Source organism: Streptomyces sp. NPDC037421, from assembly GCF_055602105.1.
The window spans coordinates 300,551-321,804 of sequence record NZ_JBVJWV010000003.1 but is presented as its reverse complement, the minus strand read 5'-3'; the positions used below and the strand labels follow the sequence as shown (position 1 = coordinate 321,804).

Annotated in this window: 25 protein-coding genes; 2 read left to right on the top strand and 23 right to left on the bottom strand. The window is 73.9% G+C overall.

Annotation, left to right across the window (positions count from 1 at the left end; translation table 11 throughout):
* Position 1: 1 nt before the first annotated feature.
* From ACZ7IF_RS06910 to ACZ7IF_RS06885, 6 genes are read right to left on the bottom strand one after another with little or no spacing between them, the layout of a single operon-like run.
* Positions 2-349 carry a sodium:proton antiporter gene (locus tag ACZ7IF_RS06910; RefSeq protein WP_470964243.1) on the bottom strand — a complete coding sequence of 116 codons (348 nt, stop codon included), beginning with the start codon at positions 347-349 and terminating at the stop codon, positions 2-4.
* Positions 349-1,131 (bottom strand): MnhB domain-containing protein, encoded by a 783-nt coding sequence (locus ACZ7IF_RS06905; RefSeq protein WP_470964240.1) that lies wholly within the window; start codon positions 1,129-1,131, stop codon positions 349-351. The genes ACZ7IF_RS06910 and ACZ7IF_RS06905 overlap by 1 nt, the downstream gene beginning before the upstream one ends.
* Positions 1,128-1,397, bottom strand: a complete 270-nt coding sequence (locus tag ACZ7IF_RS06900) for a Na(+)/H(+) antiporter subunit B (protein ID WP_470964237.1) — start codon at positions 1,395-1,397, stop codon at positions 1,128-1,130. The genes ACZ7IF_RS06905 and ACZ7IF_RS06900 overlap by 4 nt, the downstream gene beginning before the upstream one ends.
* Positions 1,390-1,701 (bottom strand): monovalent cation/H(+) antiporter subunit G, encoded by a 312-nt coding sequence (locus ACZ7IF_RS06895; RefSeq protein ID WP_470964234.1) that lies wholly within the window; start codon positions 1,699-1,701, stop codon positions 1,390-1,392. The genes ACZ7IF_RS06900 and ACZ7IF_RS06895 overlap by 8 nt, the downstream gene beginning before the upstream one ends.
* 1 nt (position 1,702) lies before the next feature.
* Entirely contained in the window at positions 1,703-1,987 is a 285-nt protein-coding gene (locus ACZ7IF_RS06890) for a monovalent cation/H+ antiporter complex subunit F (RefSeq protein WP_470964231.1), read from the bottom strand.
* Positions 1,984-2,463, bottom strand: coding sequence for a hypothetical protein (locus ACZ7IF_RS06885; RefSeq protein WP_470964228.1), 480 nt, complete (start codon positions 2,461-2,463; stop codon positions 1,984-1,986). The genes ACZ7IF_RS06890 and ACZ7IF_RS06885 overlap by 4 nt, the downstream gene beginning before the upstream one ends.
* A 170-nt stretch (positions 2,464-2,633) precedes the next feature.
* On the opposite strand from ACZ7IF_RS06885, the gene ACZ7IF_RS06880 reads away from it, so the two are divergent.
* Entirely contained in the window at positions 2,634-3,473 is an 840-nt protein-coding gene (locus ACZ7IF_RS06880; protein ID WP_470964225.1) for a class II glutamine amidotransferase, read from the top strand.
* Between the two features lie 40 nt (positions 3,474-3,513).
* Here ACZ7IF_RS06880 and hypE read toward each other — a convergent pair whose 3' ends face one another.
* From hypE to ACZ7IF_RS06795, 17 genes are all read right to left on the bottom strand, one after another.
* On the bottom strand, positions 3,514-4,575 hold the full coding sequence (gene hypE / locus ACZ7IF_RS06875; protein WP_470964222.1) for a hydrogenase expression/formation protein HypE: 1,062 nt from the start codon (positions 4,573-4,575) through the stop codon (positions 3,514-3,516).
* On the bottom strand, positions 4,568-5,701 hold the full coding sequence (hypD, locus tag ACZ7IF_RS06870; RefSeq protein ID WP_470964219.1) for a hydrogenase formation protein HypD: 1,134 nt from the start codon (positions 5,699-5,701) through the stop codon (positions 4,568-4,570). Before hypD ends, hypE begins: the two co-directional genes overlap by 8 nt.
* Positions 5,698-6,030, bottom strand: coding sequence for a HypC/HybG/HupF family hydrogenase formation chaperone (locus ACZ7IF_RS06865; protein ID WP_470964216.1), 333 nt, complete (start codon positions 6,028-6,030; stop codon positions 5,698-5,700). Before ACZ7IF_RS06865 ends, hypD begins: the two co-directional genes overlap by 4 nt.
* Positions 5,999-8,392: a carbamoyltransferase HypF gene (gene hypF, locus ACZ7IF_RS06860; RefSeq protein WP_470964213.1), complete on the bottom strand. Its 2,394-nt coding sequence runs from the start codon at positions 8,390-8,392 to the stop codon at positions 5,999-6,001. The genes ACZ7IF_RS06865 and hypF overlap by 32 nt, the downstream gene beginning before the upstream one ends.
* The gene (gene hypB / locus ACZ7IF_RS06855) at positions 8,392-9,333 is read right to left on the bottom strand and encodes a hydrogenase nickel incorporation protein HypB (protein ID WP_470964209.1); all 942 of its coding nucleotides are present in this window, start codon (positions 9,331-9,333) and stop codon (positions 8,392-8,394) included. The genes hypF and hypB overlap by 1 nt, the downstream gene beginning before the upstream one ends.
* A gap of 3 nt (positions 9,334-9,336) precedes the next feature.
* Positions 9,337-9,714 (bottom strand): hydrogenase maturation nickel metallochaperone HypA/HybF, encoded by a 378-nt coding sequence (locus ACZ7IF_RS06850; protein WP_470964206.1) that lies wholly within the window; start codon positions 9,712-9,714, stop codon positions 9,337-9,339.
* Positions 9,715-9,824: 110 nt separating this feature from the next.
* Positions 9,825-9,926, bottom strand: a complete 102-nt coding sequence (locus tag ACZ7IF_RS06845) for a DUF6893 family small protein (RefSeq protein WP_470964203.1) — start codon at positions 9,924-9,926, stop codon at positions 9,825-9,827.
* Positions 9,923-10,411 (bottom strand): hydrogenase maturation protease, encoded by a 489-nt coding sequence (locus ACZ7IF_RS06840; protein WP_470964200.1) that lies wholly within the window; start codon positions 10,409-10,411, stop codon positions 9,923-9,925. Before ACZ7IF_RS06840 ends, ACZ7IF_RS06845 begins: the two co-directional genes overlap by 4 nt.
* Complete coding sequence (locus tag ACZ7IF_RS06835; protein WP_470964197.1) at positions 10,408-11,802, bottom strand: hypothetical protein; 1,395 nt, start codon at positions 11,800-11,802, stop codon at positions 10,408-10,410. Before ACZ7IF_RS06835 ends, ACZ7IF_RS06840 begins: the two co-directional genes overlap by 4 nt.
* A complete protein-coding gene (locus tag ACZ7IF_RS06830; RefSeq protein WP_470964194.1) occupies positions 11,799-12,509 on the bottom strand; it encodes a DUF6084 family protein in 711 nt (236 codons plus the stop codon). The genes ACZ7IF_RS06835 and ACZ7IF_RS06830 overlap by 4 nt, the downstream gene beginning before the upstream one ends.
* Positions 12,506-13,180, bottom strand: a complete 675-nt coding sequence (locus tag ACZ7IF_RS06825) for a DUF5947 family protein (protein WP_470964191.1) — start codon at positions 13,178-13,180, stop codon at positions 12,506-12,508. The genes ACZ7IF_RS06830 and ACZ7IF_RS06825 overlap by 4 nt, the downstream gene beginning before the upstream one ends.
* Complete coding sequence (locus ACZ7IF_RS06820; protein ID WP_470964187.1) at positions 13,177-13,710, bottom strand: hypothetical protein; 534 nt, start codon at positions 13,708-13,710, stop codon at positions 13,177-13,179. Before ACZ7IF_RS06820 ends, ACZ7IF_RS06825 begins: the two co-directional genes overlap by 4 nt.
* Positions 13,707-15,491, bottom strand: coding sequence for a nickel-dependent hydrogenase large subunit (locus ACZ7IF_RS06815; protein WP_470964184.1), 1,785 nt, complete (start codon positions 15,489-15,491; stop codon positions 13,707-13,709). Before ACZ7IF_RS06815 ends, ACZ7IF_RS06820 begins: the two co-directional genes overlap by 4 nt.
* Before the next feature lie 82 nt (positions 15,492-15,573).
* Positions 15,574-16,629: an NADH-quinone oxidoreductase subunit B family protein gene (locus ACZ7IF_RS06810; RefSeq protein WP_470964181.1), complete on the bottom strand. Its 1,056-nt coding sequence runs from the start codon at positions 16,627-16,629 to the stop codon at positions 15,574-15,576.
* Positions 16,630-16,699: 70 nt separating this feature from the next.
* The gene (locus ACZ7IF_RS06805; RefSeq protein WP_470964178.1) at positions 16,700-18,472 is read right to left on the bottom strand and encodes an enoyl-CoA hydratase-related protein; all 1,773 of its coding nucleotides are present in this window, start codon (positions 18,470-18,472) and stop codon (positions 16,700-16,702) included.
* 160 nt (positions 18,473-18,632) lie between these two features.
* Positions 18,633-18,857, bottom strand: a complete 225-nt coding sequence (locus ACZ7IF_RS06800; RefSeq protein WP_470964175.1) for a hypothetical protein — start codon at positions 18,855-18,857, stop codon at positions 18,633-18,635.
* A complete protein-coding gene (locus ACZ7IF_RS06795) occupies positions 18,854-19,372 on the bottom strand; it encodes a DUF6328 family protein (protein ID WP_470964172.1) in 519 nt (172 codons plus the stop codon). The genes ACZ7IF_RS06800 and ACZ7IF_RS06795 overlap by 4 nt, the downstream gene beginning before the upstream one ends.
* Positions 19,373-19,791: 419 nt before the next feature.
* Here ACZ7IF_RS06795 and ACZ7IF_RS06790 point away from each other — a divergent pair, with 419 nt between their 5' ends.
* Positions 19,792-21,012, top strand: coding sequence for an MFS transporter (locus tag ACZ7IF_RS06790; RefSeq protein ID WP_470964169.1), 1,221 nt, complete (start codon positions 19,792-19,794; stop codon positions 21,010-21,012).
* Positions 21,013-21,254: the final 242 nt, after the last annotated feature.

Genomic DNA, 21,254 nt, shown 5'->3' with positions numbered 1-21,254 from the left:
CTCAGCCCCGGAGCGCGGTGAGCGCCTGCGGGTCGACGGTGCCGTGGCGTTTGCGCAGTTGGATGGTGAGGGCGAGGAGCAGGGCGGTGACGGTGGCGCCGACGACGATGTCGGTGAGGGTCAGGGCCTGGACGACGGGGTCGACGACGGGCCGGCTGCCGGGCCGGAGGTCTCCGAAGACGGGAGCGGTGGCCCCGCGCCGGTATCCGACGCCGAGCAGCATCAGGTAGGTGGAGGACTGGGCGACGGCGAGGCAGCCGACGGCGTGGATGAGGTTGCGGCTGGTGACCAGGCCGTACAGGGCGATCAGGAGCACCCATCCGGCGGCCAGGAACGGCAGGACGCCCATCAGCGCGCTTCCTCCTGCGGGTCGGGGGCGGCCGGGCGGCCGGGCCGTCCGCCGCCCGGTTCGGTGATCTCGACGGCCTGGTCGAGGAAGTGGGCGAGCAGCACGATCAGCCCCGAGCCGACCTCGATGCCCACCGCGAGGTTGAGGAGCGGGACCGTCCCGCCCGAGGTGATCGTGTTGAAGGTGCCGAGGGGGAGTACGTTCTCCAGGAAGGCTCCGCCCGCCGCCAGGCCGGCCAGGCCCAGCGCGGTGAAGGACAGGGCGGCGAGGGCGTCCGCGGCGTCGAGGGCGGCGAGCGGCCGGACCCGTTCGAGGACCCGGTAGTCGGCCGCCAGGTACGCGAGGTGGAGGGCGGTGGCGAGGACGACTCCGCCCTGGAAGCCGCCGCCGGGGGTGAGCTGCCCGTGTGCCACCACGTACACGCCGGTGACCAGCGCGACGGGCAGCAGGACGGCTCCGAAGAGCCGGGTGGTGGGCAGGGCGCGTTCGGTGCGCGGCGGTTCGCGGTGTTCGTCACGGGCGAGCCGCAGCAGCAGGGTGGAGCCGAGGACGGTGACGAAGAGGATCGACTGCTCACCGAGGGTGTCGAGGGCCCGGAGGTCGAAGTTCACGGCGGAGACCGCGTTGGCCGTGCGGTGGGCGAGGGCGGCGGCGACGGCGCGGTCGCCGTAGGGGTGGCGGTCGGTGCCGAAGGCGGGCAGGTCCAGGCAGGCCGCGGCGAAGAACGCGGCGAGCACGGCGGCGCCGCCGCCGAGGAGGGCGCCCCGGGCCCGTGCCTTCACGGCCGCTCCTCCGGTTCGCGCCGCCCGGCGGGCGGGCGGCGGACCTTGCGGGCCGTGAGCAGGACGAGCAGCGGGGTGAGCGCCGTGCCGACGGCCAGTTGGGACAGCGCCACGTCCGGTGCCTGGAGCACGACGAACAGCAGGGTCAGTGCGAGGCCCAGTACGGCGAGCACCACGGCCTGCCGTACGGGCTCGCGGCAGAGGACGGCGAGGGTGGCGGCGGCGACCACGAGGAGCAGGGCGGTGGCGGTCAGGGCGTCATCCATGCCGGGTGTGCTCCTCGTCCTCGCCGGCGGTGGCCCTGGCGACGGCGATGGTGCTGACGGTGGATCCGGCGGCGAGGAGCAGTCCGATGAGGAGGGTCTTGCCGGCGGCCCGGCCGATGCCCTGTTCCAGGGCCGCGGCGCAGGCGATCAGCGGGACGCCGAGGCCGCCCGCCGGGGCCAGGGCGTGCAGCCGGGCGAGGCCCCCGGGCAGGAACGGCAGGGCCGCCGCGGACACGAGGAAGCAGCCCACTCCGGCCCACAGCAGGACGTGGGCGGCGAGGTGCGCGATTCCCGGCCCGGCCATCTCAGCCGTCCCCGTCGGGCGGGCGGGATCCGGCGATCCGGGTGAAGACCAGCACCCCGGCCGGGGCGAGCACCGCGAAGACGAGCGCGAGGTCCTGGTACGAGGAGCGGCCGTAGGCCATGGGCAGGAGCAGGAGGAGCGCTCCGGTGGCGGTGCCCGCCAGGCACAGTCCGGCCAGGCGGCGTACCGCGCTGCCCCGGGCCGCCGCCCACAGGCAGACCGGCCAGACGGCGGCGAGCAGCACGAGGGCGGCCGCCGACCAGGTGGCGGCCGGTACGGGGCTCACCGCGCGTCCCCTCGGCGGCCGAGCGCGCGCTCCGGCCCGCCGGGGGCGGCCGCGAAGGTGTGCACGACGGCGCTCGGGCGCCCCTCGGGCGGGTCCCCCTCGGGCAGGCCGACGACGCAGGTGTCGGCGGACCAGCCCAGCAGCACCCCGGCCCATCCCGGGTCGGCGCCCTCGCGCAGCCGCACGGTGCGGATCCGGCCGCGGCGGGCCCCGGGGCCGGCGGCCGGGAGCCGGACGAGGGTGACCAGGCCCCTGAGGGCTCCGAGGGGCAGTGCCAGAACGGCGCGCGCGGCTCCGGCGGTGCCGCGCACCCGTACTCCGGCCGCTCGGCGCAGCAGGCCCGCCACCCAGGCGGCCCCGGCCGCGCCGGCCGCCGCCACGAGCACCTCCACGGGGTCCAGGGTGGTGATCGCGAGCAGTGTGACGCCCGTCAGCGCCGCCCACCACAGGAGGAACTCCAGCACCCTGTACCTCATCCGCCTCCCCCTTCCCTCGTTGGCAGGGACAGGTTCGCGGCATCCCGCGTCCGCGCGCGGCGGTGCGGCGGCCGACTCGGGGGATGCCACCCGCCCGGCGCAACGGCAGGCCGTGCGATCGCGTGGCGCGTTAGGCTCGGACGGAGTGGCGCACGAGAGGGATGGTGCACATGTGTCGATGGCTCGCCTACTCCGGCTCGCCCATGCTCCTCGACGCCGTCCTGTACCAGCCGGAACACTCGCTGATCGACCAGAGCCTGCACGCGCGGATGGGCGTCGAGTCCACCAACGGGGACGGCTTCGGCATCGGCTGGTACAGCGCCGACGGGGACGGCACCCCCGCGGTGTTCCGGGACATCGGTCCGGCCTGGAACAACCGGAACCTGCGGGAGCTGGCTTCGCACGTCCGCTCCCCGCTGTTCTTCGCGCACGTCCGCGCCTCCACGGGTTCGGCGATCCAGCAGACCAACTGCCATCCCTTCCGGCACGGCCGCTGGCTGTGGATGCACAACGGTTCGATCACCGACTTCCACCGGCTCCAGCGCGACCTGTGCATGGCCGTGGACCCGGCGCTGTTCCCCTGCATCGAGGGTTCGACGGACTCCGAGGTGATGTTCTACCTTGCCGTGACCTTCGGCCTCGACCAGGACCCGCCCGGCGCGGTCGCCCGGATGGCGGGCCTGGTGGAACGGCTCGGCAAGGAGCACGGGGTCGCGGACCCGCTCCAGATGACGGTGGCGGTCAGCGAGGGCGAGCGCGTGTGGGCCTTCCGCTACTCCAGCCAGGGCAGGTCCCGTTCGCTGTACTACAGCAGCCGGGCCGAGACGGTGCGCCAGCTGTACCCGGAGCTGCCGTACCTGCGCGCCGTGTCCGACGAGACGCGGCTGGTGGTCTCCGAGCCGCTCGGAGACCTCCCCGGCGTGTGGAACGAACTGCCCGAGGCGAGCTACGCGGTGGTGCCGTGGGACGGCCCGGAGGACTACCTGCCGTTCATCCCCGAGCTGCCCTGACCCCGCCGCACCCGCCCCGGGAGTCCCGGGCGGGCCGGCGTCAGCAGATCCTCGGCAGCTGCTCCCCGATCGGCAGGTCGACCACGCGCGTGCCGCCGAGGCCGGTGCGGGCCACTACGAGGCCGGGGTGGTCCTCGACCGCCTCGCCGATCACCGCCGCCCGCCGGCCCAGCGGGTGGGCCCGCATGGCGTCGAGGACGGCGTCGGCGTGCTCGCGGGGGACGAACGCCACGAGCTTGCCCTCGTTGGCCACGTAGAACGGGTCGAGGCCGAGGATCGCGCAGGCGTTGCCCACGGCCTCGGGGACCGGCACCCGGCCCTCCTGGACGACCACCCCGGTGCCGGAGGCGGCCGCGATCTCGTTGAGGGCGGCGGCCAGGCCGCCCCGGGTGGGGTCGCGCAGCACGTGCAGGTCGGGGGTGACGGCGAGCATCGACTGCACGAGGCCGCCCAGGGGCGCGCAGTCGCTGACGATGTCCGCCTCGAAGCCGAGGCCCTCGCGGACGCTCATGATGGCCACCCCGTGCAGCCCGATGTCCCCGCTGACGATGACCACGTCGCCCGGTACGACCCGCTGCGGGCGCAGGTCCACGCCGTCGGGGACGAGGCCGATGCCGGAGGTGTTGATGTACACGCCGTCGCCGTGGCCCACTTCGACGACCTTGGTGTCCCCGGTGGCCACCTCCACGCCCGCCGCGCGCGCGGCCGCGCCGAGGGCTTCGGCGATGCGGGCCACCGTGGCGGTCTCGACGCCCTCCTCCAGGATGAACCCGCAGGACAGGTAGGCGGCTTGGGCCCCGCTCATGGCGAGGTCGTTGACGGTGCCGTTGACGGCGAGGTCGCCGATGCTGCCGCCGGGGAAGAACAGCGGGCGCACCACGTACGAGTCGGTGGAGAAGGCCAGCCGGGCGCCGCCCAGGGTCAGGGTCGCGGAGTCGCCGAGCTGTGCGAGCACCTCGCCGCCGAAGGCGGGGGCGAAGACGTGCCGGACGAGTTCGGCGGAGAGCGCGCCGCCGCCGCCGTGGCCCATCACCACGCGGGGGTGGTCGCGCAGGGGGGCCGGACAGGTCCAGCCGGAGACGTCCAGTGCGGTGTCAGACAACGGGGGTCGCCTCCAGCGGTGCCGTCTTGGCGGTCGGGATCTCCAGGCGCCGGTAGAGGTAGTACGCGGCGCACGCGCCCTCGCTGGAGACCATGGTGGCGCCGAGCGGGGTGCGCGGGGTGCAGGCCGTGCCGAAGGCCTCGCACTCGTGCGGCTTGATCAGGCCCTGGAGGACCTCGCCGCTGCGGCAGGCGGCCGGCTCGCGGGTGTCGATTCCGGTCACCGAGAAGCGGTGTTCGGCGTCGAATTCCCGGTAGCGGGCCGAGAGCCGCCAGCCGCTGGCGGGGATGACGCCGATGCCCCGCCAGGCGCGGTCGGTGACCTCGAAGACGTCCTCCAGCATGGCGAGGGCGGCCGGGTTGCCCTCGGGGCGGACGGCGCGCGCGTAGGCGTTGTCGACGGTGTGCTCGCCGCGCTCCAGCTGCCGCACGGCCCGGCGTACGCCCTCCAGGATGTCGAGCGGCTCGAATCCGGTGACCACGATGGGGACGCGGTGGCGGGCGGCCAGTTCGGGGTACTCGGCGGTGCCCATGACGCTGCACACGTGCCCGGCGGCGAGGAAGGCCTGGACCCGGCAGCTCGACGAGTTCATGATCGCCTCGATGGCCGGGGGGACCCGGACGTGGGAGACGAGCAGGCTGAAGTTGGTGATGCCGTGCTTCTTGGCCTGGTACACCGTCATGGCGTTGGGCGGTGCGGTGGTCTCGAAGCCGATGCCGAAGAAGACCACCTGGCGGTCCGGGTTCTGCCGGGCGATGCGCAGGGCGTCGAGCGGGGAGTAGACGACGCGTACGTCGCCGCCCTCGCCGCGCACCTGGAAGAGGTCGCGGCCCGTCCCGGGCACGCGGAGCATGTCGCCGAAGGAGCAGAAGATCACGCCGGGGCGGGAGGCGATCTCCAAGGCCTTGTCGATGACTTCGAGCGGGGTCACGCACACGGGGCAGCCGGGCCCGTGGATCAGCTCCACCTGCTCGGGGAGGAGCTGGTCGATGCCGTGCCGGATGATGGTGTGGGTCTGGCCGCCGCAGACCTCCATCAGCGCCCAGGGGCGGGTGACGGTGGCGTGGATGTCGTCGAGCAGCCGGCGGGCGAGGCCGGGGTCCTGGAACTCCTCGATGTACTTCACTGCTGCGCCGCCTCCCGCGGGACGTCTTCGGGGTCGGGGGTGCCCGGCTCCAGGGCGCCGCCCGCTTGCGCGGCCTGCTCCCAGGGGTCGCCGAACTCCTCTTGGAGCATGCCGAGTTCGGCGAAGAGCTCCAGGGTCTTGAGCGCGGACTCCTCGTCCAGGCGCTGGAGGGCGAAGCCGACGTGGACGATGGCGTACTCGCCGACCCTCAGGTCCGGCAGGTATTCCAGGCACACGTCCTTGACCACGCCGCCGAAGTCGACGGTGGCCATGCGGGTGCCGTCCCGCTCCCCGATGTCAATCACTCTGCCGGGTACCGCCAGGCACATGGGCCCCTCCTTGCTGTGGTTGTTCCGTGGCGCCGGCGGCCGTGGCCGCCGCCACCATGAGCTGGCCGAGGGCCAGTCCCCCGTCGTTCGGGGGGACCCGGTGCTGGCGCAGTACGGTGAAGCCGTGCTCCCGCAGCAGCCGTGAACAGCTGCCGGAGAGCAGGGTGTTCGCCATGACCCCGCCGGTCAGGGCGACGGTGTCGAGGCCGTGCGTTTCGCGGGCGGCGAGGCAGGTGTCCGCGACGAGGGCGGCGACCGAGGCGTGGAAGCGGGCCGCGATCGGCCCCGGAGCGGTGCCCGCGCGTACGTCGGCGGCGACGGCGGCCAGGACGGGCGCCGGGTCGGCGGTGTACGGGCCCGGGGAGCCGGGCGGCGGGGGGCGCAGGGTGAACCGGTAGCCGGGATGCGGGTCTGCCGAGGGGGCGGCGAGGGCGGCCGCCTCCAGCTCGACGGCGGCCTGCGCCTCGTACCCGGCGAGGTGGCAGACGCCGGCCAGGGAGGAGACGGCGTCGAAGAGGCGCCCCATGCTGGAGGTGGGCACGCAGTTCAGGCCCCGCTCCAGCTGGCGTTCCAGTACGGGCAGTTCGCCGGGCGGGCAGGCCGCCACCGCGGGCAGGTCCGGGGTCCGGCCGAGGCCGGCGGCCCACAGGTGGGCCAGGGCCATCCGGTAGGGGCGCCGCACGGCGGCGTCGCCGCCGGGGAGGGGGACGTACGCGAGGTGCGCGAAGCGGGTGTGGCCGGTGTAGTCGGCGAGCAGCACCTCGCCGCCCCAGACCGCGCCGTCGTCGCCGTAGCCGGTGCCGTCGAAGGCGATCCCGATCACGCGCCGCCCGCCGTCCAGGCCGTGTTCGGCCATGGCGGAGGCGATGTGCGCGTGGTGGTGCTGGACCCGGACCAGGGGGCGGGCGCCCGCGTGCCGGACGGCCCAGGCCGTGGAGCGGTAGCCGGGGTGGCGGTCGGCTGCGAACAGGGCGGGCGCCACTCCCGTGATGGACTCCAGCTGCCGCTCGGCGCGTTCGAAGGCGGTCTGGGTGGCCAGGTCGTCCATGTCGCCGATGTGCGCGGACAGCCAGGCCTTGCGGCCCTCGCCGAGGCAGAAGGCGTTCTTCAGGTCGCCCCCGGCGGCGAGGGTCGCCGGCACGGGCAACGGCAGTGCGACCGGCAGCGGGGCGTGGCCCCGGGAGCGGCGTACGGTCAGCGGCTCGCCGTCGCAGACGCGCACCACGGAGTCGTCGCAGGGCACGTGGATGGGGCGGTCGTGGGTGAGCCAGGCGTCGGCGAGGTGGCCGAGGCGCTCCAGGGCCTCGGCGTCATCGGTGACGATGGGCTCCCCGGAGAGGTTGCCGCTGGTCATCACGAGCAGGCGCGGCCCGGGCGGGTCTCCGGGCAGGCCCAGCAGCAGGTGGTGCACGGGGGTGTACGGGAGCATCACGCCGAGGTCGGGGCTGCGCGGGGCGACTTCGGCGGCGAGGGCGGCCGCGGACGCGGGGCGGCGGCGCAGCAGCACGATGGGCCGCTCGGGTCCGGTGAGCAGGGCCCGCTCGGCCGGGCCGGCCTCCGCGAGGTCTTCGACGTCGGCGAGGGAGCGGGCCATCAGGGCGAAGGGCTTGTCCCCGCGGGCCTTGCGGCGGCGCAGTTCGCCGACGGCCGCGGGGCGGGTGGCGTCGCAGGCGAGGTGGTAGCCGCCGAGGCCCTTGACGGCGAGGACCATCCCTTCGGCGAGGAGCCGGCGGGCCTCGGCGACGGGGTCGGCGGCGGTGCTCTCGCGGGGCGGCGCCCCGGTGAGCAGACGCAGCCGGGGCCCGCAGGCCGGGCAGGCCACGGGCTGGGCGTGGAAGCGCCGGTCGGCGGGGTCGGCGTACTCGCGGGCGCAGTCGGGGCACATCGGGAAGCGGGCCATGGTGGTGTGGGCCCGGTCGTACGGGAGTCCGGTGACGATGGTGAAGCGGGGCCCGCAGTGGGTGCAGGTGATGAACGGGTGGCGGTGGCGGCGGTCGGCCGGGTCGGTGAGTTCGGCCAGGCAGTCGGCGCAGGTGGCGACGTCCGGGGACACGAGGGTGCGGGCGGGGCCGCCGGAGCGGGAGGGGATGATGGTGAATCCGGCGCCGCCGGCGGGGGGCAGGGTGTGGTGGTCGACGGTGTCGACGACGGCCAGTGGCGGGGCGTCGGCGGCGAGGCGTTCGCAGAACGCGGCGACCGCGGCGGGGGCGCCCTCGACCTCGGCGACGACGCCGTCGGCGGTGTTGGTGACGTGGCCGGCGAGGCCGAGTCCGGTGGCGCGGGTGTACACGTAGGGGCGGAAGCCGACGCCCTGCACCACGCCGCGGACGGTGACGCGGCGGCGTTCCGCGGCCGCGTCCATCAGCGGGGTTCCTCCGCCTCGGCGGCCCGGTCCGGGGTGTGGTCGTCGTGGACGTACCCGGCGCCGGGGCCGTGGACGTGCCCGGGGCCGTGGGTGTGCCCGGGGGCGTGGCCGGGGCCGGGGCGGGTGTGGCCCGGACCGTGCGTGTGCCCGGCGGCGGGGGCGTGGGAGTGCCCGGGGCCGTGGGTGCGGCCCGGACCGTGGTCGTGGTCGTGGTCGGAGCCCGGTCCGTGGGCATGGGCGTGGGGCGGGAGCTGGTGGGACATCACCGGGGTGTGGGGGCGGGTGCCTTCGGCGGTGCGGAGGGCGTGGGTCAGGAGGAGGCCCGTGCCTTCGCCCGAGCGGGCCGAGGTGCGGAGCACCTCCACGCCGGGGTTGACCCGTTGCACGTTCGCGCGGAAGGCGTCCTCGTCGAAGTCGACGGCCTCCGCGATGTCCGTCTTGGTGATCAGCACCAGCTGGGCCAGCCCGAACGCCGTCGGGTACTTCAGCGGCTTGTCCTCGCCCTCCGTCACCGAGGCGAGCACCACGCGGAGGGACTCCCCGAGGTCGTACGAGGCGGGGCAGACCAGGTTGCCGACGTTCTCGACGAAGAGCAGCCGGGTGTCCTCGGGGAGCCAGCCGTCGAGGTGGCGGCCCAGCATGTGGGCCTCCAGGTGGCAGAGGCCGTCGGTGAGGACCTGTTTGACCGGCGCGCCCGAACGGGCCAGCCGCAGCGCGTCGTTCTCGGTCGCCAGGTCGGCCGTCAGCGCGGCCACGGGGACGCCCCGCTCCCGGGCGAGGGTCAGTTCGCGTTCCAGCAGGGCCGTCTTCCCGCTGCCCGGGCTGGAGAGCAGGTTGACCACCGCCGTTCCGCGGGCGGTGAGTTCGTCACGCAGGGCCAGCGCGGCCCCGTCGTTCTTGGCGAGCACCGCCTGTCGCAGGTCGACCACTCGGCACACGGCTCAGGCCTCCTCGGGGATCGGTTCGAGGGCGTCTTCCCAGACCACGCGGAGGATCCGCAGTTCGCGCCCCGTCAGGAGCTCCACGGCGGTGGCCTTCCCGCAGCCGGGGCAGCGCAGGTCGGGGGGCATGCCGACGGCCCACTCCCCCGTGCAGGACGCACAGCGGGCACGGGCCGCCACGCGGTGCGTGACGAGCTCGGCGCCTTCCAGGGGCGTCGCGGTGCAGGCGAGTCCGAAGGAGAAGGCCAGTGCGTCGGGGACGACACCGGCCAGTTCCCCGATCTCAAGCTCCACGCGGCTCACGGAGCGTGCCGCTCCGGCCTGGGCCGCCTCCGCCACCTGGTCCACGACGGCCATGGCGATCGACATCTCGTGCATCGGACTCCGTCCTGCCGGGCCTCATTAGACCGGCGGGGCGGGTGCCCGGCGGACGGGCGCGCCGACGCACCGGGTACCCGTACGCCATTCGGGCGGCGGGGACCCGGCGGTCACATGCGGCTGATGCGCAGGTAGCGCTTGAGGTCGGGGAGCATGGTCACCAGCACGGCACCGAAGACGGCGGCCATGGTGAACGCGATGGCCTTCTTCATGGGGTTCTCCTCGGGAGCAGTTCCTGGACCATGCGTACGGCGTGGGGTACGGCCGCGGCCACGGGCGGGCTCAGGCCGATGCCCTCCTCGACGGTGGCGGGTTCGCAGCCGACGACGAGGGTGCGCCGGGGCGGGGTGGCGCCGGTGCCGGCGCAGAGGGTGTCGAGGAGGGCGAGGACCGTGTCGGGGGACATGTCGTGCCCGTCGAGCACCGCGCTCCCGGGGGCGATGGGTCCGGTTCCGTCGGCCTCGATGAGGTGGAGGGTGCCGGGTGCGGCGCCCCGGGCGGTCGCGTCGACGAGGACGAGGGTGTCGTAGCCGTCGAGGAGCTGGTAGGCGAGGTGGACGCCGCGCACGCCGAAGTCGACCGCCTCCACTCCGTCGGGCAGCGGCTGCGCGGCCAGGGCGCGGACCGTCTCGACGCCGAAGCCGTCGTCGCCGAGGAAGACGTTGCCGATGCCGGCGACCAGGGTCCGGCCGTTCACTCGTCCTCCAGCGGGGTGACCTCGTCGGGCTGGAAGTACAGGAAGCGGCCCTGTTCCCGGCGGATGTCGGCGCCGGGGTCGCCGTCGACGGTGACGGCGAGGTGCACTCCGCCGTCGACGTCGTGGAGGACCGCCTCGACGCGTGCGGCGCTGCCCCGCAGGAACAGGTCCTGGGCGTCGGTGCGGCGCAGGCCCGGTCGCAGCAGGACGCGGCTGCCGGGGCCGACGGAGCGTCCGTCGACGGTGATCCGCTCCGGGGCCGGTTCGGCGGCGGCCCCGTGGGCCGGGTCCCACCAGGGGGTGTCCGGGGTGAACACGTCCTCGGGTACCGCGGCCCGTCCCGGGCCGTTGATCTCGCGCAGGGCGCGGACGGCGCCGTGCAGGCGTTCCAGTACCTCGGGCGGCATGGACTCCGCGAGGTCGACGACGGCGGCGGCCCGGGGGTCGGTGCCGCGGGCCTCGCGTTTCTCCTGGTCGGTGAGGGCGGCGGTGCGCAGGGCGAGGATCTCGTCGATCTCCAGGGCGTCGTACATGGCGCCGGCGCTCTCGGGCGCGATCGCGGCGTGGTCCTCCAGGATGATCGGGGAGGACAGGACCACGTCGGCGCGGCCGTCCCCGCCGGCGAGGACGGGCCAGGTGTGCCGGTTGTCGCAGCCGCGGACGGCGGGCCGGGCCCATTCGGGCGGGTCGGTCATGGACAGGAAGGAGCCCTGGCTGAGGCCCAGCAGGAGGTGGGCGGCGACCAGGGAGCGGGGCAGGGCGCTGTCGCGGCCGGCGCCGGGCTCAGGGGTCCACGTACCGGTGTTCTCGACGACGGCGGTGAGTTTCAGCGCCCGGTAGGGCACGTCGAGTTCCTCGGCGCGCAGCCGGACCTCGGCGTCGATCCGCTCGGCGCGCCGGACCAGCCGGCCGCGTTCGCGGCCGTCGGTGCCGAGGACGGGTTCGGTGTCCTCGCGGGCGGGGCGGACCAGGGGCAGGGTCACCTCGCCCGCGGCCAGCTCGGCGACGGGCACGGTCAGCTCGGCCTGTTCCTCGGTCCCCTCGTCCCAGGGGACGAGGACCCGGTCGGGCAGGTGCAGTTCGGGCACGGCCGTGAACGAGCCGTCCCCGAGGGCCTCTTCGACGGTGCGCCGCCACGCCCGCAGGAAGCGCAGTTCGAGGTGGAGGACGGCCTCGCCCCTGGGCTCCATCACCAGCTCGGTCCGCTGGAAGGAGTGCTCGCCGTGCGCGGGGCCCCAGGCGGGCGGCACCAGGACGCCGAACTGCCAGCGCATCCGGTTCTTGGCGGCGGAGGCCCGGTAGGGGTACAGCACGTACCCCTCGAAGAGGACGGCGTCGGCCAGCTGCCGGGCGGCCGCGAAGCGGGTGTCCGGCGGGGAGGTGGTGGTCACGGGGCGGTCCTCCCGGCCAGCCGGTCGAGCAGTGCGGCGGCCCGGAGCGGCTCCGGGCCGGCGGCGGCGGGGGTCCTCGGGGTCGCCGCGGCGTCCAGCAGGGTGCGTACGGTCGACTCCCAGGAGGCGAGGGCGTGCCGCGAGCGGAAGGCGAGGAGCTCGTCCATGGTGTCGCGGGGCAGCCGCAGCCATCCGCAGCCGGGGAAGTGCTGTTCGATCATCTCCCGCCACACGGACACGGGCATCCGGTACGAGGCTTCGCGGTCCCAGGGGACGGGTTCCACGCGGAAGCCGCCGGAACCGGTGAAGGCCGTGCCGGAGAACAGCATCAGCAGCGGTACGTCGCCGTCCTCCAGGGCGTCGAAGTAGCGGGTGGCGGCGATGTCCATGTCGTAGGTGCAGGGCACGGGCACCTCGGTCTCGGTCTCCCCGGTGAAGCTCGGGACCATGACGGCGACCTGGGCGAACTGGACGGGCTGGAGGGTGGTGCCCCAGCGGGAGCGCTCGCCGAACAGGTCCTGGAGCGCGGCGGCCTCGCCGGGGCCGTAGCCGCGGCGGGCCGGTTCGATGCGCAGCTGGCAGCGCAGGGCGAGGGCGTGGACGCGGGTGGCGCAGGGGGCGGCGACGCGCAGCCGCAGCAGGAGGGTGGGGCCGGCCGCGTAGGGGTCGGTGCGGACCCCGGTGCAGGTGAAGGTGAGGTCGGTCATGGCCGCGGCTCCCCGGCCGGTGCCGCGGCGGGCTGCCGGGCGATGGGTACGGCGCGCCGTTCGACCTCGCCGAAGAAGGTGTCGAGGGCGGCGCGGGCTTCCGCGCCGCCGTCGAAGCCCTGCCACAGCAGTCTCATGCGGCCCACCAGTTCGTAGCAGATGTCGATGGGGACGAGGTAGCAGGCGGTGCTGCCGGGCGTGCGGCGCAGCAGCAGTGCCTCGACGTCGGGTTCGAGGAGGGCGGCGAGCGGGCCGGCGCCGAGGACGCGCTGCCAGGTGTCGGGGTCGAGTTCGCTCTCGGTGGCTCCGGCCGGGCTGGGGTACAGGGCGACGAGCCGGTCGAGGGCGGCGTTGCGGAAGAAGAAGGCGACGCCGACGGGGATCTGGAGGAGATCCCAGGCTTCGTCGTCCCAGCCGTGGCCGGGGTCGCTCAGGTAGCGGTCGGGGACGGTGCGGAAGCGGCCCGCGCCGGCGCCGGGCCGGTCGAAGAGCAGGGCGCAGGGGGTGCAGGCGCAGACCAGGGAGCGTTTGTCGGGCTCCACCAGGTGGCGGTGGCCGTCCCGGGCCACCGCCGTGCCGCACAGTTCGCAGGTCTCGGGGCGGGGGGCGCGGGGCCGGGTGAAGCGCCGCAGGCCGGGTGCGGCGGCGGTCCGCCGGGGGCCGGGGGTCACGGGACCCGCGCCGGGGCCGGGGGCCGGGTGGTGATCTGGAGCAGCGGGGGCGCCGGGGCGGCGGCTGCCAGTTCCACGGCGGTGACCTCGGGGGCGAAGGCGGCCACGACGTCCTCGATGCGCCGCAGGGTGTCCTCGGCGCCGCTGCCGCAGCCGCAGCCGGCGTCGGGGACGGAGCGCAGCCGCAGGGTGCCGTCGCTCTCGTCGTACCCGGCGAGTTCGGCTTCGGGCAGGGAGTCCAGGGCGCGCGCGATCCGGGTGTGGACGTCCTCGGGGTGGAGGTCGTGCAGGGTCAGCAGGCTCGCCGTGAGCTCGTCCTCCAGGAGCGCGGCCAGCGGGTCGGCGCCGGGTGCGAGCGCGGTGAGCCGCTCCACGATCCGGCCGAGGCCGGCTCCGTAGAAGTCCATGAGCACGCGGACCAGTTCCTCGGCGGCCTCGTGGGTCTGCCGGTCGCCGGTGGCGGCGAGCCGGTCCAGGACCTCTTCGATCCGGCGGCCGGCCTGGAGGCCGTCCGCGGTCACGGCGCTCATCCGCCCAGTCCGCTCAGGCCGGTGGGTACGTGCATGGACTTCACGGTCTTGCCGCCGCCGACGTACATGTGGACGCCGCAGGGCAGACAGGGGTCGAAGCTGCGGACGGCCCGCATGATGTCGATGCCCTTGAAGTTCTCCGGGGGGTTCTCCTCGAAGATCGGGGTGTTCTGGACCGCGTCCTCGTAGGGTCCGGGGGTTCCGTAGCTGTCGCGGACGCTGGCGTTCCAGGGGGTCGGCGGGTAGGGGTGGTAGTTGGCGATCTTCCCGTCGCGGATGACCATGTGGTGCGAGAGGACGCCGCGCACCGCCTCGGTGAAGCCGCAGCCGATGGACTCGTCCGGCACCTCGAACTTCTCCCAGGTCTGGCTGCGTCCGGCGCGGACCTCGGCGAGACCCTTCTCGGCGCAGTGCAGTGCGATGCCGGCCGCGTACGCCTGGAAGTAGGTGCGGGCGCGGTTGCGCTCCAGGGCGTTGCTCCACTTCGGGATCCGCCACTCGAAGGTGGTCTCCGGCTTGGTCATGGTGCGCGGCAGGTTGATGACCACGCTGTGTCCGGTGGCCTTGACGTAGCCGACGTCGACCAGTCCGGACAGGGCGGTGGACCAGAGCCTGGCGATGGGGCCGCCGCCGGTGTCGAGGGCGAGGTGGTCCTTGCCGTCGAACCAGCGGGGGGACATCACCCAGCTGTACTTGTCGTCGAAGGCGCGCTTCTGCGGGGCGGGGATGGTGTGCTGGTTCCAGGGGTGGCGGGGGTCGACGGGGTTGCCGAGGGGGTCGTGGGTGACGAACTGCTCCTGGCCCTCCCAGTCGTCGTAGTACGAGCTGCCGAGCAGGATCCGGATGCCGAGGTTGATCTCCGTGAGGTCGTTGGTGACCAGCTTGCCGTCCACGATCACGCCCGGGGTGACGAACATCTTCCGTCCCCAGTCGGTCATGTTGGCGTAGGTGAAGTCGCAGTACTCGGGGTCGTTGAGGGCGCCCCAGCAGCCGAGGAGGACACGGCGGCGGCCGACCTCCTCGTAGCCGGGCAGGGCCTCGTAGAAGAAGTCGAAGAGGTCGTCGTGGAGGGGGACGACCCGCTTCATGAACTCGACGTACCGCATGAGGCGGCTCATGTAGTCCGTGAAGAGCTGGACGGAGGCGACGGTGCCGACACCGCCCGGGTAGAGCGTGGAGGGGTGCACGTGGCGGCCCTCCATCAGGCAGAACATCTCCCGGGTGTAGCGGCTGACCTGGAGGGCCTCGCGGTAGAACTCGCCCTCGATGGGGTTGAGGGAGCGCATGATGTCGGCGATGGTGCGGTAGCCGTGCTCGGCGGCGTGCGGGGACTCGGTGCGCTCGGCGAGTTCGAGGACGCCCGGGTTGGTCTCGCGGACCATCTTCTCGCAGTAGTCGACCCCGACCAGGTTCTCCTGGAAGATGTTGTGGTCGAACATGTACTCGGCGGATTCGCCGAGGTTGATGATCCACTCGCCGAGGTGCGGCGGCTTCACGCCATAGGCCATGTTCTGCGCGTACACCGAGCAGGTGGCGTGGTTGTCGCCGCAGATCCCGCAGATGCGGCTGGTGATGAAGTGCGCGTCGCGGGGGTCCTTGCCGCGCATGAAGACGCTGTAGCCGCGGAAGACCGACGAGGTGCTGTAGCACTCCGCGACCCGCTTCTGCTTGAAGTCGATCTTCGTGTGGATGCCGAGGCTGCCCACGATCCGGGTGATCGGATCCCAGGCCATCTCGACCAGCCCGCTGCCGTCGCCGGCCGCCTTCGTCTTCGGTGTCATCGTGTCTGCCGTGGCCCTTCTTGTGAGGGGGAGCTGGGTGTTCGTCGCGGCGGAGCGGAGGGAAGCGGGCGCGGGGCCGCCGTCACCAGGGCGGGCGGTAGCCGGTGGTCAGCTGCCGGCCCTTCTGGCGCCACTTGGGCTCCTTGTCCACGGTGTGGGTGGTGACCGCCCTGAGCCTGCGGATCACGGCTCCGTAGGCGCCGCTGGCCTTGGTGGACAGGGTCGCGCCGGGCGGCTTGTCCATGAACGGCATGAACTTGTCGGGGAAGCCGGGCATGGTGCAGGCGATGCAGATGCCGCCGACGTTCGGGCAGCCGCCGATGCCGTTCATCCAGCCGCGCTTGGGGACGTTGCACTTGACGACGGGCCCCCAGCAGCCGAGTTTGACCAGGCACTTGGGCGAGTCGTAGGTGTGGGCGAAGTCGCCCTGCTCGTAGTAGCCGGCCCGGTCGCAGCCCTCGTGGACGGTGGCGCCGAACAGCCACGTCGGGCGCAGCTTGTCGTCCAGCGGGATCATCGGCGCGGATCCGGCCGCCTGGTAGAGCAGGTAGGTGAGGGTCTCGGAGAAGTTGTCCGGCTGGATGGGGCAGCCCGGGACGCACACGATCGGGATGCCGGCCTTGGACTTCCAGTCCCAGCCCAGGTAGTCGGGGACGCCCATGGCTCCGGTGGGGTTGCCCTCCATCGCGTGGATGCCGCCGTACGTGGCGCAGGTGCCGATGGCGACGACGGCGAGGGCCTTGGGGGCGAGCCGGTCGATCCACTCGCTGGTGGTGATGGGCTGGCCGGTCGCCGGGTCGTCGCCGAACCCGCACCAGTAGCCCTCGGGCTTGATCTTCTCGTTGGGGATCGAGCCCTCGACGACCAGGACGAAGGGGTCGATCTCCCCTCGCTCGCCCTTGAAGAACCATTCGATGAAGGTGTCGGCGCCGCCGACCGGTCCGCACTCGAAGTCGATCAGCGGCCAGTGCACGGCGATCTTCGGCAGGCCGGGGAGCACTCCCGTGACGATCTCCTCGATGCTGGGCTGCATCGCGGCGGTCAGGGACACCGAGTCGCCGTCGCAGCTGAGTCCGGCGTTGATCCAGAGGATGTGGATCGGGGGGTCCTCTACCGCGCTGGGCGTTGCTGCATCCATGGGGGGTGCTCCTTGGGGAGGGATGCGGGAGGGGTGGGCCGGGGCCTGGGTGTCTGCCCCACCCTTCTTGCTAGCAGGGCCGCGGCCCCGCCGTCCTGTCGGAGGGGGCCGGTCCAGTGACGGGGGGCCGCCGCGCGGGCAGGGGCGCGGTGTGCCGGCCGGGTACGGCGCGCGCCAGGTGCGGCGGGGTCCGGTCGGCCGGCTCCTTGCGCACGAAGGCGCGGCGCAGCGCGTGGTAGGGCGCCGCCGGGTCGCGGAAGGTCTCCCGCATCCGGGCCAGCTCCGCCTCCCGGTAGGCGGCGAGAGGGGTGGCGGCCTCGTCCCGGTCGCGCCGGGCCTTCTTGCGGGCGATGGCGGACTGGGTGGCGGGCGCGGCCGCGAGGCGGACCGCGAGGCGGGCGGTCTCGTCCGCGAACTCCTGCGGGCCGCAGTCGAGGGTCCGGTCGGTCAGGCCGAGCCGGCGGGCGGCGGCGGCGCTGAGCGGCAGGGCGTCGGTCATGAGCCGTTCGGCCACGCCGGTGCCGGTCCGGCGGGGGAGGGTGTAGGTCCAGTACTCGGATCCGTACAGCCCCATGAGCCGGTAGTGCGGGTTCAGGACGGCGCCGGACCTGCACCAGACCTCGTCGGCGGCGAGGGCGAGCATGGCCCCGCCGGCGGCGGCGTTGCCTCCGACGGCGGCGACGACGAGCCGGTCGGTGGTGGTCAGGACCGCCTCGACCAGGTCGTCCATGGCGGTGATGTTGGCCCGGGACTCGGCGGCGGGGTCGGCGGCCGCCTCGATGACGCCGAGGTGGATGCCGTTGGAGAAGAAGTCGCGGGTGCCGCCCAGGACGAGGACGGAGGTGGGGCGGGAGCAGGCCTCGCGGTAGGCGGCGAGCAGGCGGCGGCAGTGGCCGGTGCTCATGGCGCCGCCGGGGAAGGAGAAGGTCAGGAAGCCGGCCCCGCCCTGTTCCCGGTAGCCGATGTCGGTCCAGGTGCGGGTGCCGGGCGGGGGTCCGTCCGGCGGGGCGGGGATCTCGGGGAGGGCGGGCAGCCGGTCCCCGAGGGCGAGGACGGCGGGGAGTTTGACGGGGGCGGGCTCGCCGGCGGCGCGTTTGGCGCGCAGTTCGGGGATCCAGACGGCGCCGTCGCGGGTGGCCCGGCAGACGGCTCCGGCGCGGGTGGCGAGCAGCTGCCCGGGGGCGCCGCGGAGGGTGTCCTCGGGGTGGCCGCCGTGCAGGAACCACTGGCCGCCGAGGAGGTCGTCGAGGACGCCCGGCCGGGAGTCGGCGGCGCGCAGGGCGCGTACGACGGCGTCGGTGGTGTCGTGGTCCCAGTCGATCCGGCGGTGCGGCTGGCGCAGGTAGGGGCGGGCGGTGGCGGCGCCCTGCGGGGCCGGGACGTGGGTGCCGGAGGCGAAGCGCTCGACGGCGAGCAGGACGGCGGCGAGGGCCGCGTCGGCGACCTCGCCGCGGTAGGCGTCGCTCTTGCCCACGGGCGCGAGCGCGCATTCGGCGGCGGCCCAGACGTCGCCGGCGTCCATCTCCTCGTCGGCCTGCAGGACGGTGACGCCCCATCGGGTCCGGTCCTCGGTGAGGGCCCAGTCCAGGGAGGAGGGGCCGCGGTCGCCGACGGGGCCGGGGTGCACGATCAGGCAGGTGTACGCGGACCAGACCTCGCGCGGGACGGCCGTCTTCAGCATCGGCGCGACGACGAGGTCCGGGTGGTGGCGGCGGACGGTCTCGGCGAGGTCCGTGCCGGGCAGGGCCAGCTCGAACGCCACGCTGTGCCCGTGGTCCCGCAGTTCGGCGTGGACCCGTTGGGTGAGGCTGTTGAAGGCGCTCGCGACGAGCAGGACGTGCACGTGATCTCCCAGGCGTCCGGAGCCCCGCGATCGGCGGGCGGTGCGGGTACGGCCGCTGGCGATCGTGGGCCCGCACCCCGCGTCGCGGGCCGAAGCCCGGCAGGGGTGTCACCCGGAAGGGGGGTCCGGGGCCCGCCACCTGGTGGATCGGCGGGCCCGCTCAGCGGTCGTCGCTCTCCCGCTCGGGGCGGGGGCGGTGCTGCGGCGGGTGCGGGCGGACCTGTTCCTCCCGGCCGACGCCGGGCCGCTGCCGCTTCGCGAGGTGGCCGTCGGCGTCGTCGTCCGGGCCGGCGTCCCCGGCCAGGCGGGCTTCGCGGTCGCCGCTCTCGTCCGCCGCCCGTGAGGGCGGGGTCCGTGACCAGCGGTGCTGCCTGTGCTCGCTCATGTCGTACTCCTCGTCTCCCGGGACTCCCCGGGCTCCTCGGAGGTGTAGCGGATCCGGGCCCACAGGGGCAGCGCGTACCAGCACAGCAGGTACCAGGCGACCACGGCGGAAACCAGCCATGGCACGAGGGCGTGGGGTGCCGCGACCCGCAGCACGAGGAAGAGGGCGGAGGTGCAGGTGGCCAGCAGCAGGAGGATGCCGACGGAGATGAGGCGCGAGGCCCAGCGCACCGCCTCCGGCTTGATACGGCGCCCCGAGACGATCCGGTGGAAGGAGACGGGGCCGATGAGCGCGCCGGTGGCCAGGGCGCCGAGGACGACCGTGGCGGTGTAGATCGCCTTGTCGGTTTCGGCCAGTCCCTGGAAGTGCGGGGTGAAGGCGACCGTGAGCAGGAATCCGAAGAGGATCTGCACGCCGGTCTGGGCGACCCGGATCTCCTGGATCAGCTCCTGCCACTGCCGGTCCGCCCGCTCCTCCGCGCTCTCGTCGCGTCCCGGGGACCTCTCTCGCGGCATACGGCCTCCTCCGTCCACCCCGGTCGCCTGCCCGGTGGGCGGCCGGCCAACCCTCCCGGGGCCCGCACGACGCGCCGGCCCCGGAATTGACCCGTCCGCCCCTATGCCCTACCGGCCGGTAAGTGCAGGACGTCGACCGTTCCTGCACATTCTTTTTCTCCGCCCTTTACCCGACCTAGGGGTTCCGGTCATGTGATCGGCGTCACAGGGATATTTCCTGGACAGTCCGACGTAGATCAAGTTTCGATATGGCCTGCGCGGCTGATGATCTCGGTCCGCGACCACGGGGAATTTCCCGAATCCTGTCGTCGGCAACGGCGCTTGACGAGGAGTGGGGGCGTGTCAGTGATCCTGGCGTGCGCACGAGCAAGATTCACGACGTCCGTTCGCGTCCGCGCGGACCGCATTGCGGCAGGCCGATGCTGAGCCGGCTGCTCCCGCCCGCCGGCCCGGCACGCGTCCTCACCGGCATCACCCTGGTGCACACCCTGGGGCAGGGCCTCTGGATGGCACTGAACGCCATCTTCGCGACGGCCGTGCTCGGGCTCTCGCCCGGCCGGTTCGCCATCGGCGTCGGCGTCGCCGCCGGCATCGCCCTCCTGGTCAGCACCCCGACCGGACACCTGGCCGACCGCATCGGCCCGCGCTCCGTGCAGATCTGGTCCTTCATCGCGCTCGGGCCGCTCACGGCGGCCCTGCTCGCGGTGCAGGGCTTCACGTCGTACCTGCTGGTGGTGAGCGCGCAGGCGGTCGCCTACAGCGCCAGCCGCAGCGCCCGCATGGCCATGGTCGCCGGACTGGTGCCCCCGCAGGACCGGGTTTCGGTCCGCGCCTACCTGCGGGCCACGAGCAACGTCAGCGTCTCGGTGGGCGCCGCCCTGGCAGGCCTGCTGCTCGCCGCCGACTCGGTCTGGGCCTACAAGGCGGCCGTCGTCTTCAACGCCTCCACCTACCTGGCCACGGGGCTGCTCACCCTGCTGCTGCCCCCGGTGGCGGCACAGCCGGCCCGCCCCGGACCTGCCCTGACCGTACTGCGGGACCGCCCCTACCTGACGTTCGTGGTGCTGGACGGCCTGCTGTCCATGCACAACCTGCTGCTCGACGTCGTCCTGCCGCTGTGGGTACTGCACCGCACGGACGCACCGCGCTGGATGATCGCCGCGATCCTGCTGACCAACACGGTCGCCGTGGTCCTGCTCCAGGTCAGAGCCGCGCGCGGGACCGACGAGCCGAGCGCGGCGGCCCGGGCCTCACGGTCCGGGGCCCTGTGCCTCGCGGTCGCCTGCGTGGTCTTCTCCTTCAGCGGCGGGGCCTCCGCGACGCTCGCCGGAGTGCTGCTGCTCCTCGGAGCCCTGGCCCACGTGCTGGGCGAGGTACGGCAGTCGGCGGGCAGCTGGGGGATGTCGTTCGGGCTGGCGCCCGAGCACGCCCAGGGCCAGTACCAGGGCACGTACGCCATGGGCTCGGACATGGGCAAGATGATCGCTCCGGCGCTGCTGACCTGGCTCGCCATCGACCACGGCGGCATCGGCTGGCTGGCCATGGCCCTCGGGTTCGCGCTGGCCGGAGCCGCCATGCCGCGCATCGCCGACTGGGCGCGGCGGGGCCGGGAAGCCGCCCCGGACGCCGTCGCGGCCTGACGGGGCCGCGTCCCGGCCCTCCTTTCCGCCCGAATTTTCCGCCATTCATTTCCCTGCTCCAGTTCCGGTGTTTTCCGCGCCGTCGCCCCCATTCCGCGTTGCGGGCCGGCGATGTCGCGCGAAGTGTGAATGACCCGCCGCGACGCAATTCGATTGCGCGGGGTTTGTACATGTGCGCCGCGCGTGTATTCGGCATGTCCGCCGCACGGCAGCCGAACGAAATGCAAACGAGGGGACCATCA

Excerpts from the sequence above, each read along its gene's own strand:
- ACZ7IF_RS06910 (WP_470964243.1), bottom strand. The coding sequence starts at position 349 with ATGGGCGTCCTGCCGTTCCTGGCCGCCGGATGGGTGCTCCTGATCGCC.
- ACZ7IF_RS06900 (WP_470964237.1), bottom strand. The coding sequence starts at position 1,397 with ATGGATGACGCCCTGACCGCCACCGCCCTGCTCCTCGTGGTCGCCGCC.
- ACZ7IF_RS06895 (WP_470964234.1), bottom strand. The coding sequence starts at position 1,701 with ATGGCCGGGCCGGGAATCGCGCACCTCGCCGCCCACGTCCTGCTGTGG.
- ACZ7IF_RS06885 (WP_470964228.1), bottom strand. The coding sequence starts at position 2,463 with ATGAGGTACAGGGTGCTGGAGTTCCTCCTGTGGTGGGCGGCGCTGACG.
- ACZ7IF_RS06880 (WP_470964225.1), top strand. The coding sequence starts at position 2,634 with ATGTGTCGATGGCTCGCCTACTCCGGCTCGCCCATGCTCCTCGACGCC.
- ACZ7IF_RS06865 (WP_470964216.1), bottom strand. The coding sequence starts at position 6,030 with ATGTGCCTGGCGGTACCCGGCAGAGTGATTGACATCGGGGAGCGGGAC.
- hypF (WP_470964213.1), bottom strand. The coding sequence starts at position 8,392 with ATGGACGCGGCCGCGGAACGCCGCCGCGTCACCGTCCGCGGCGTGGTG.
- ACZ7IF_RS06850 (WP_470964206.1), bottom strand. The coding sequence starts at position 9,714 with ATGCACGAGATGTCGATCGCCATGGCCGTCGTGGACCAGGTGGCGGAG.
- ACZ7IF_RS06845 (WP_470964203.1), bottom strand. The coding sequence starts at position 9,926 with ATGAAGAAGGCCATCGCGTTCACCATGGCCGCCGTCTTCGGTGCCGTG.
- ACZ7IF_RS06830 (WP_470964194.1), bottom strand. The coding sequence starts at position 12,509 with ATGACCGACCTCACCTTCACCTGCACCGGGGTCCGCACCGACCCCTAC.
- ACZ7IF_RS06820 (WP_470964187.1), bottom strand. The coding sequence starts at position 13,710 with ATGAGCGCCGTGACCGCGGACGGCCTCCAGGCCGGCCGCCGGATCGAA.
- ACZ7IF_RS06815 (WP_470964184.1), bottom strand. The coding sequence starts at position 15,491 with ATGACACCGAAGACGAAGGCGGCCGGCGACGGCAGCGGGCTGGTCGAG.
- ACZ7IF_RS06810 (WP_470964181.1), bottom strand. The coding sequence starts at position 16,629 with ATGGATGCAGCAACGCCCAGCGCGGTAGAGGACCCCCCGATCCACATC.
- ACZ7IF_RS06800 (WP_470964175.1), bottom strand. The coding sequence starts at position 18,857 with ATGAGCGAGCACAGGCAGCACCGCTGGTCACGGACCCCGCCCTCACGG.
- ACZ7IF_RS06795 (WP_470964172.1), bottom strand. The coding sequence starts at position 19,372 with ATGCCGCGAGAGAGGTCCCCGGGACGCGACGAGAGCGCGGAGGAGCGG.
- ACZ7IF_RS06790 (WP_470964169.1), top strand. The coding sequence starts at position 19,792 with ATGCTGAGCCGGCTGCTCCCGCCCGCCGGCCCGGCACGCGTCCTCACC.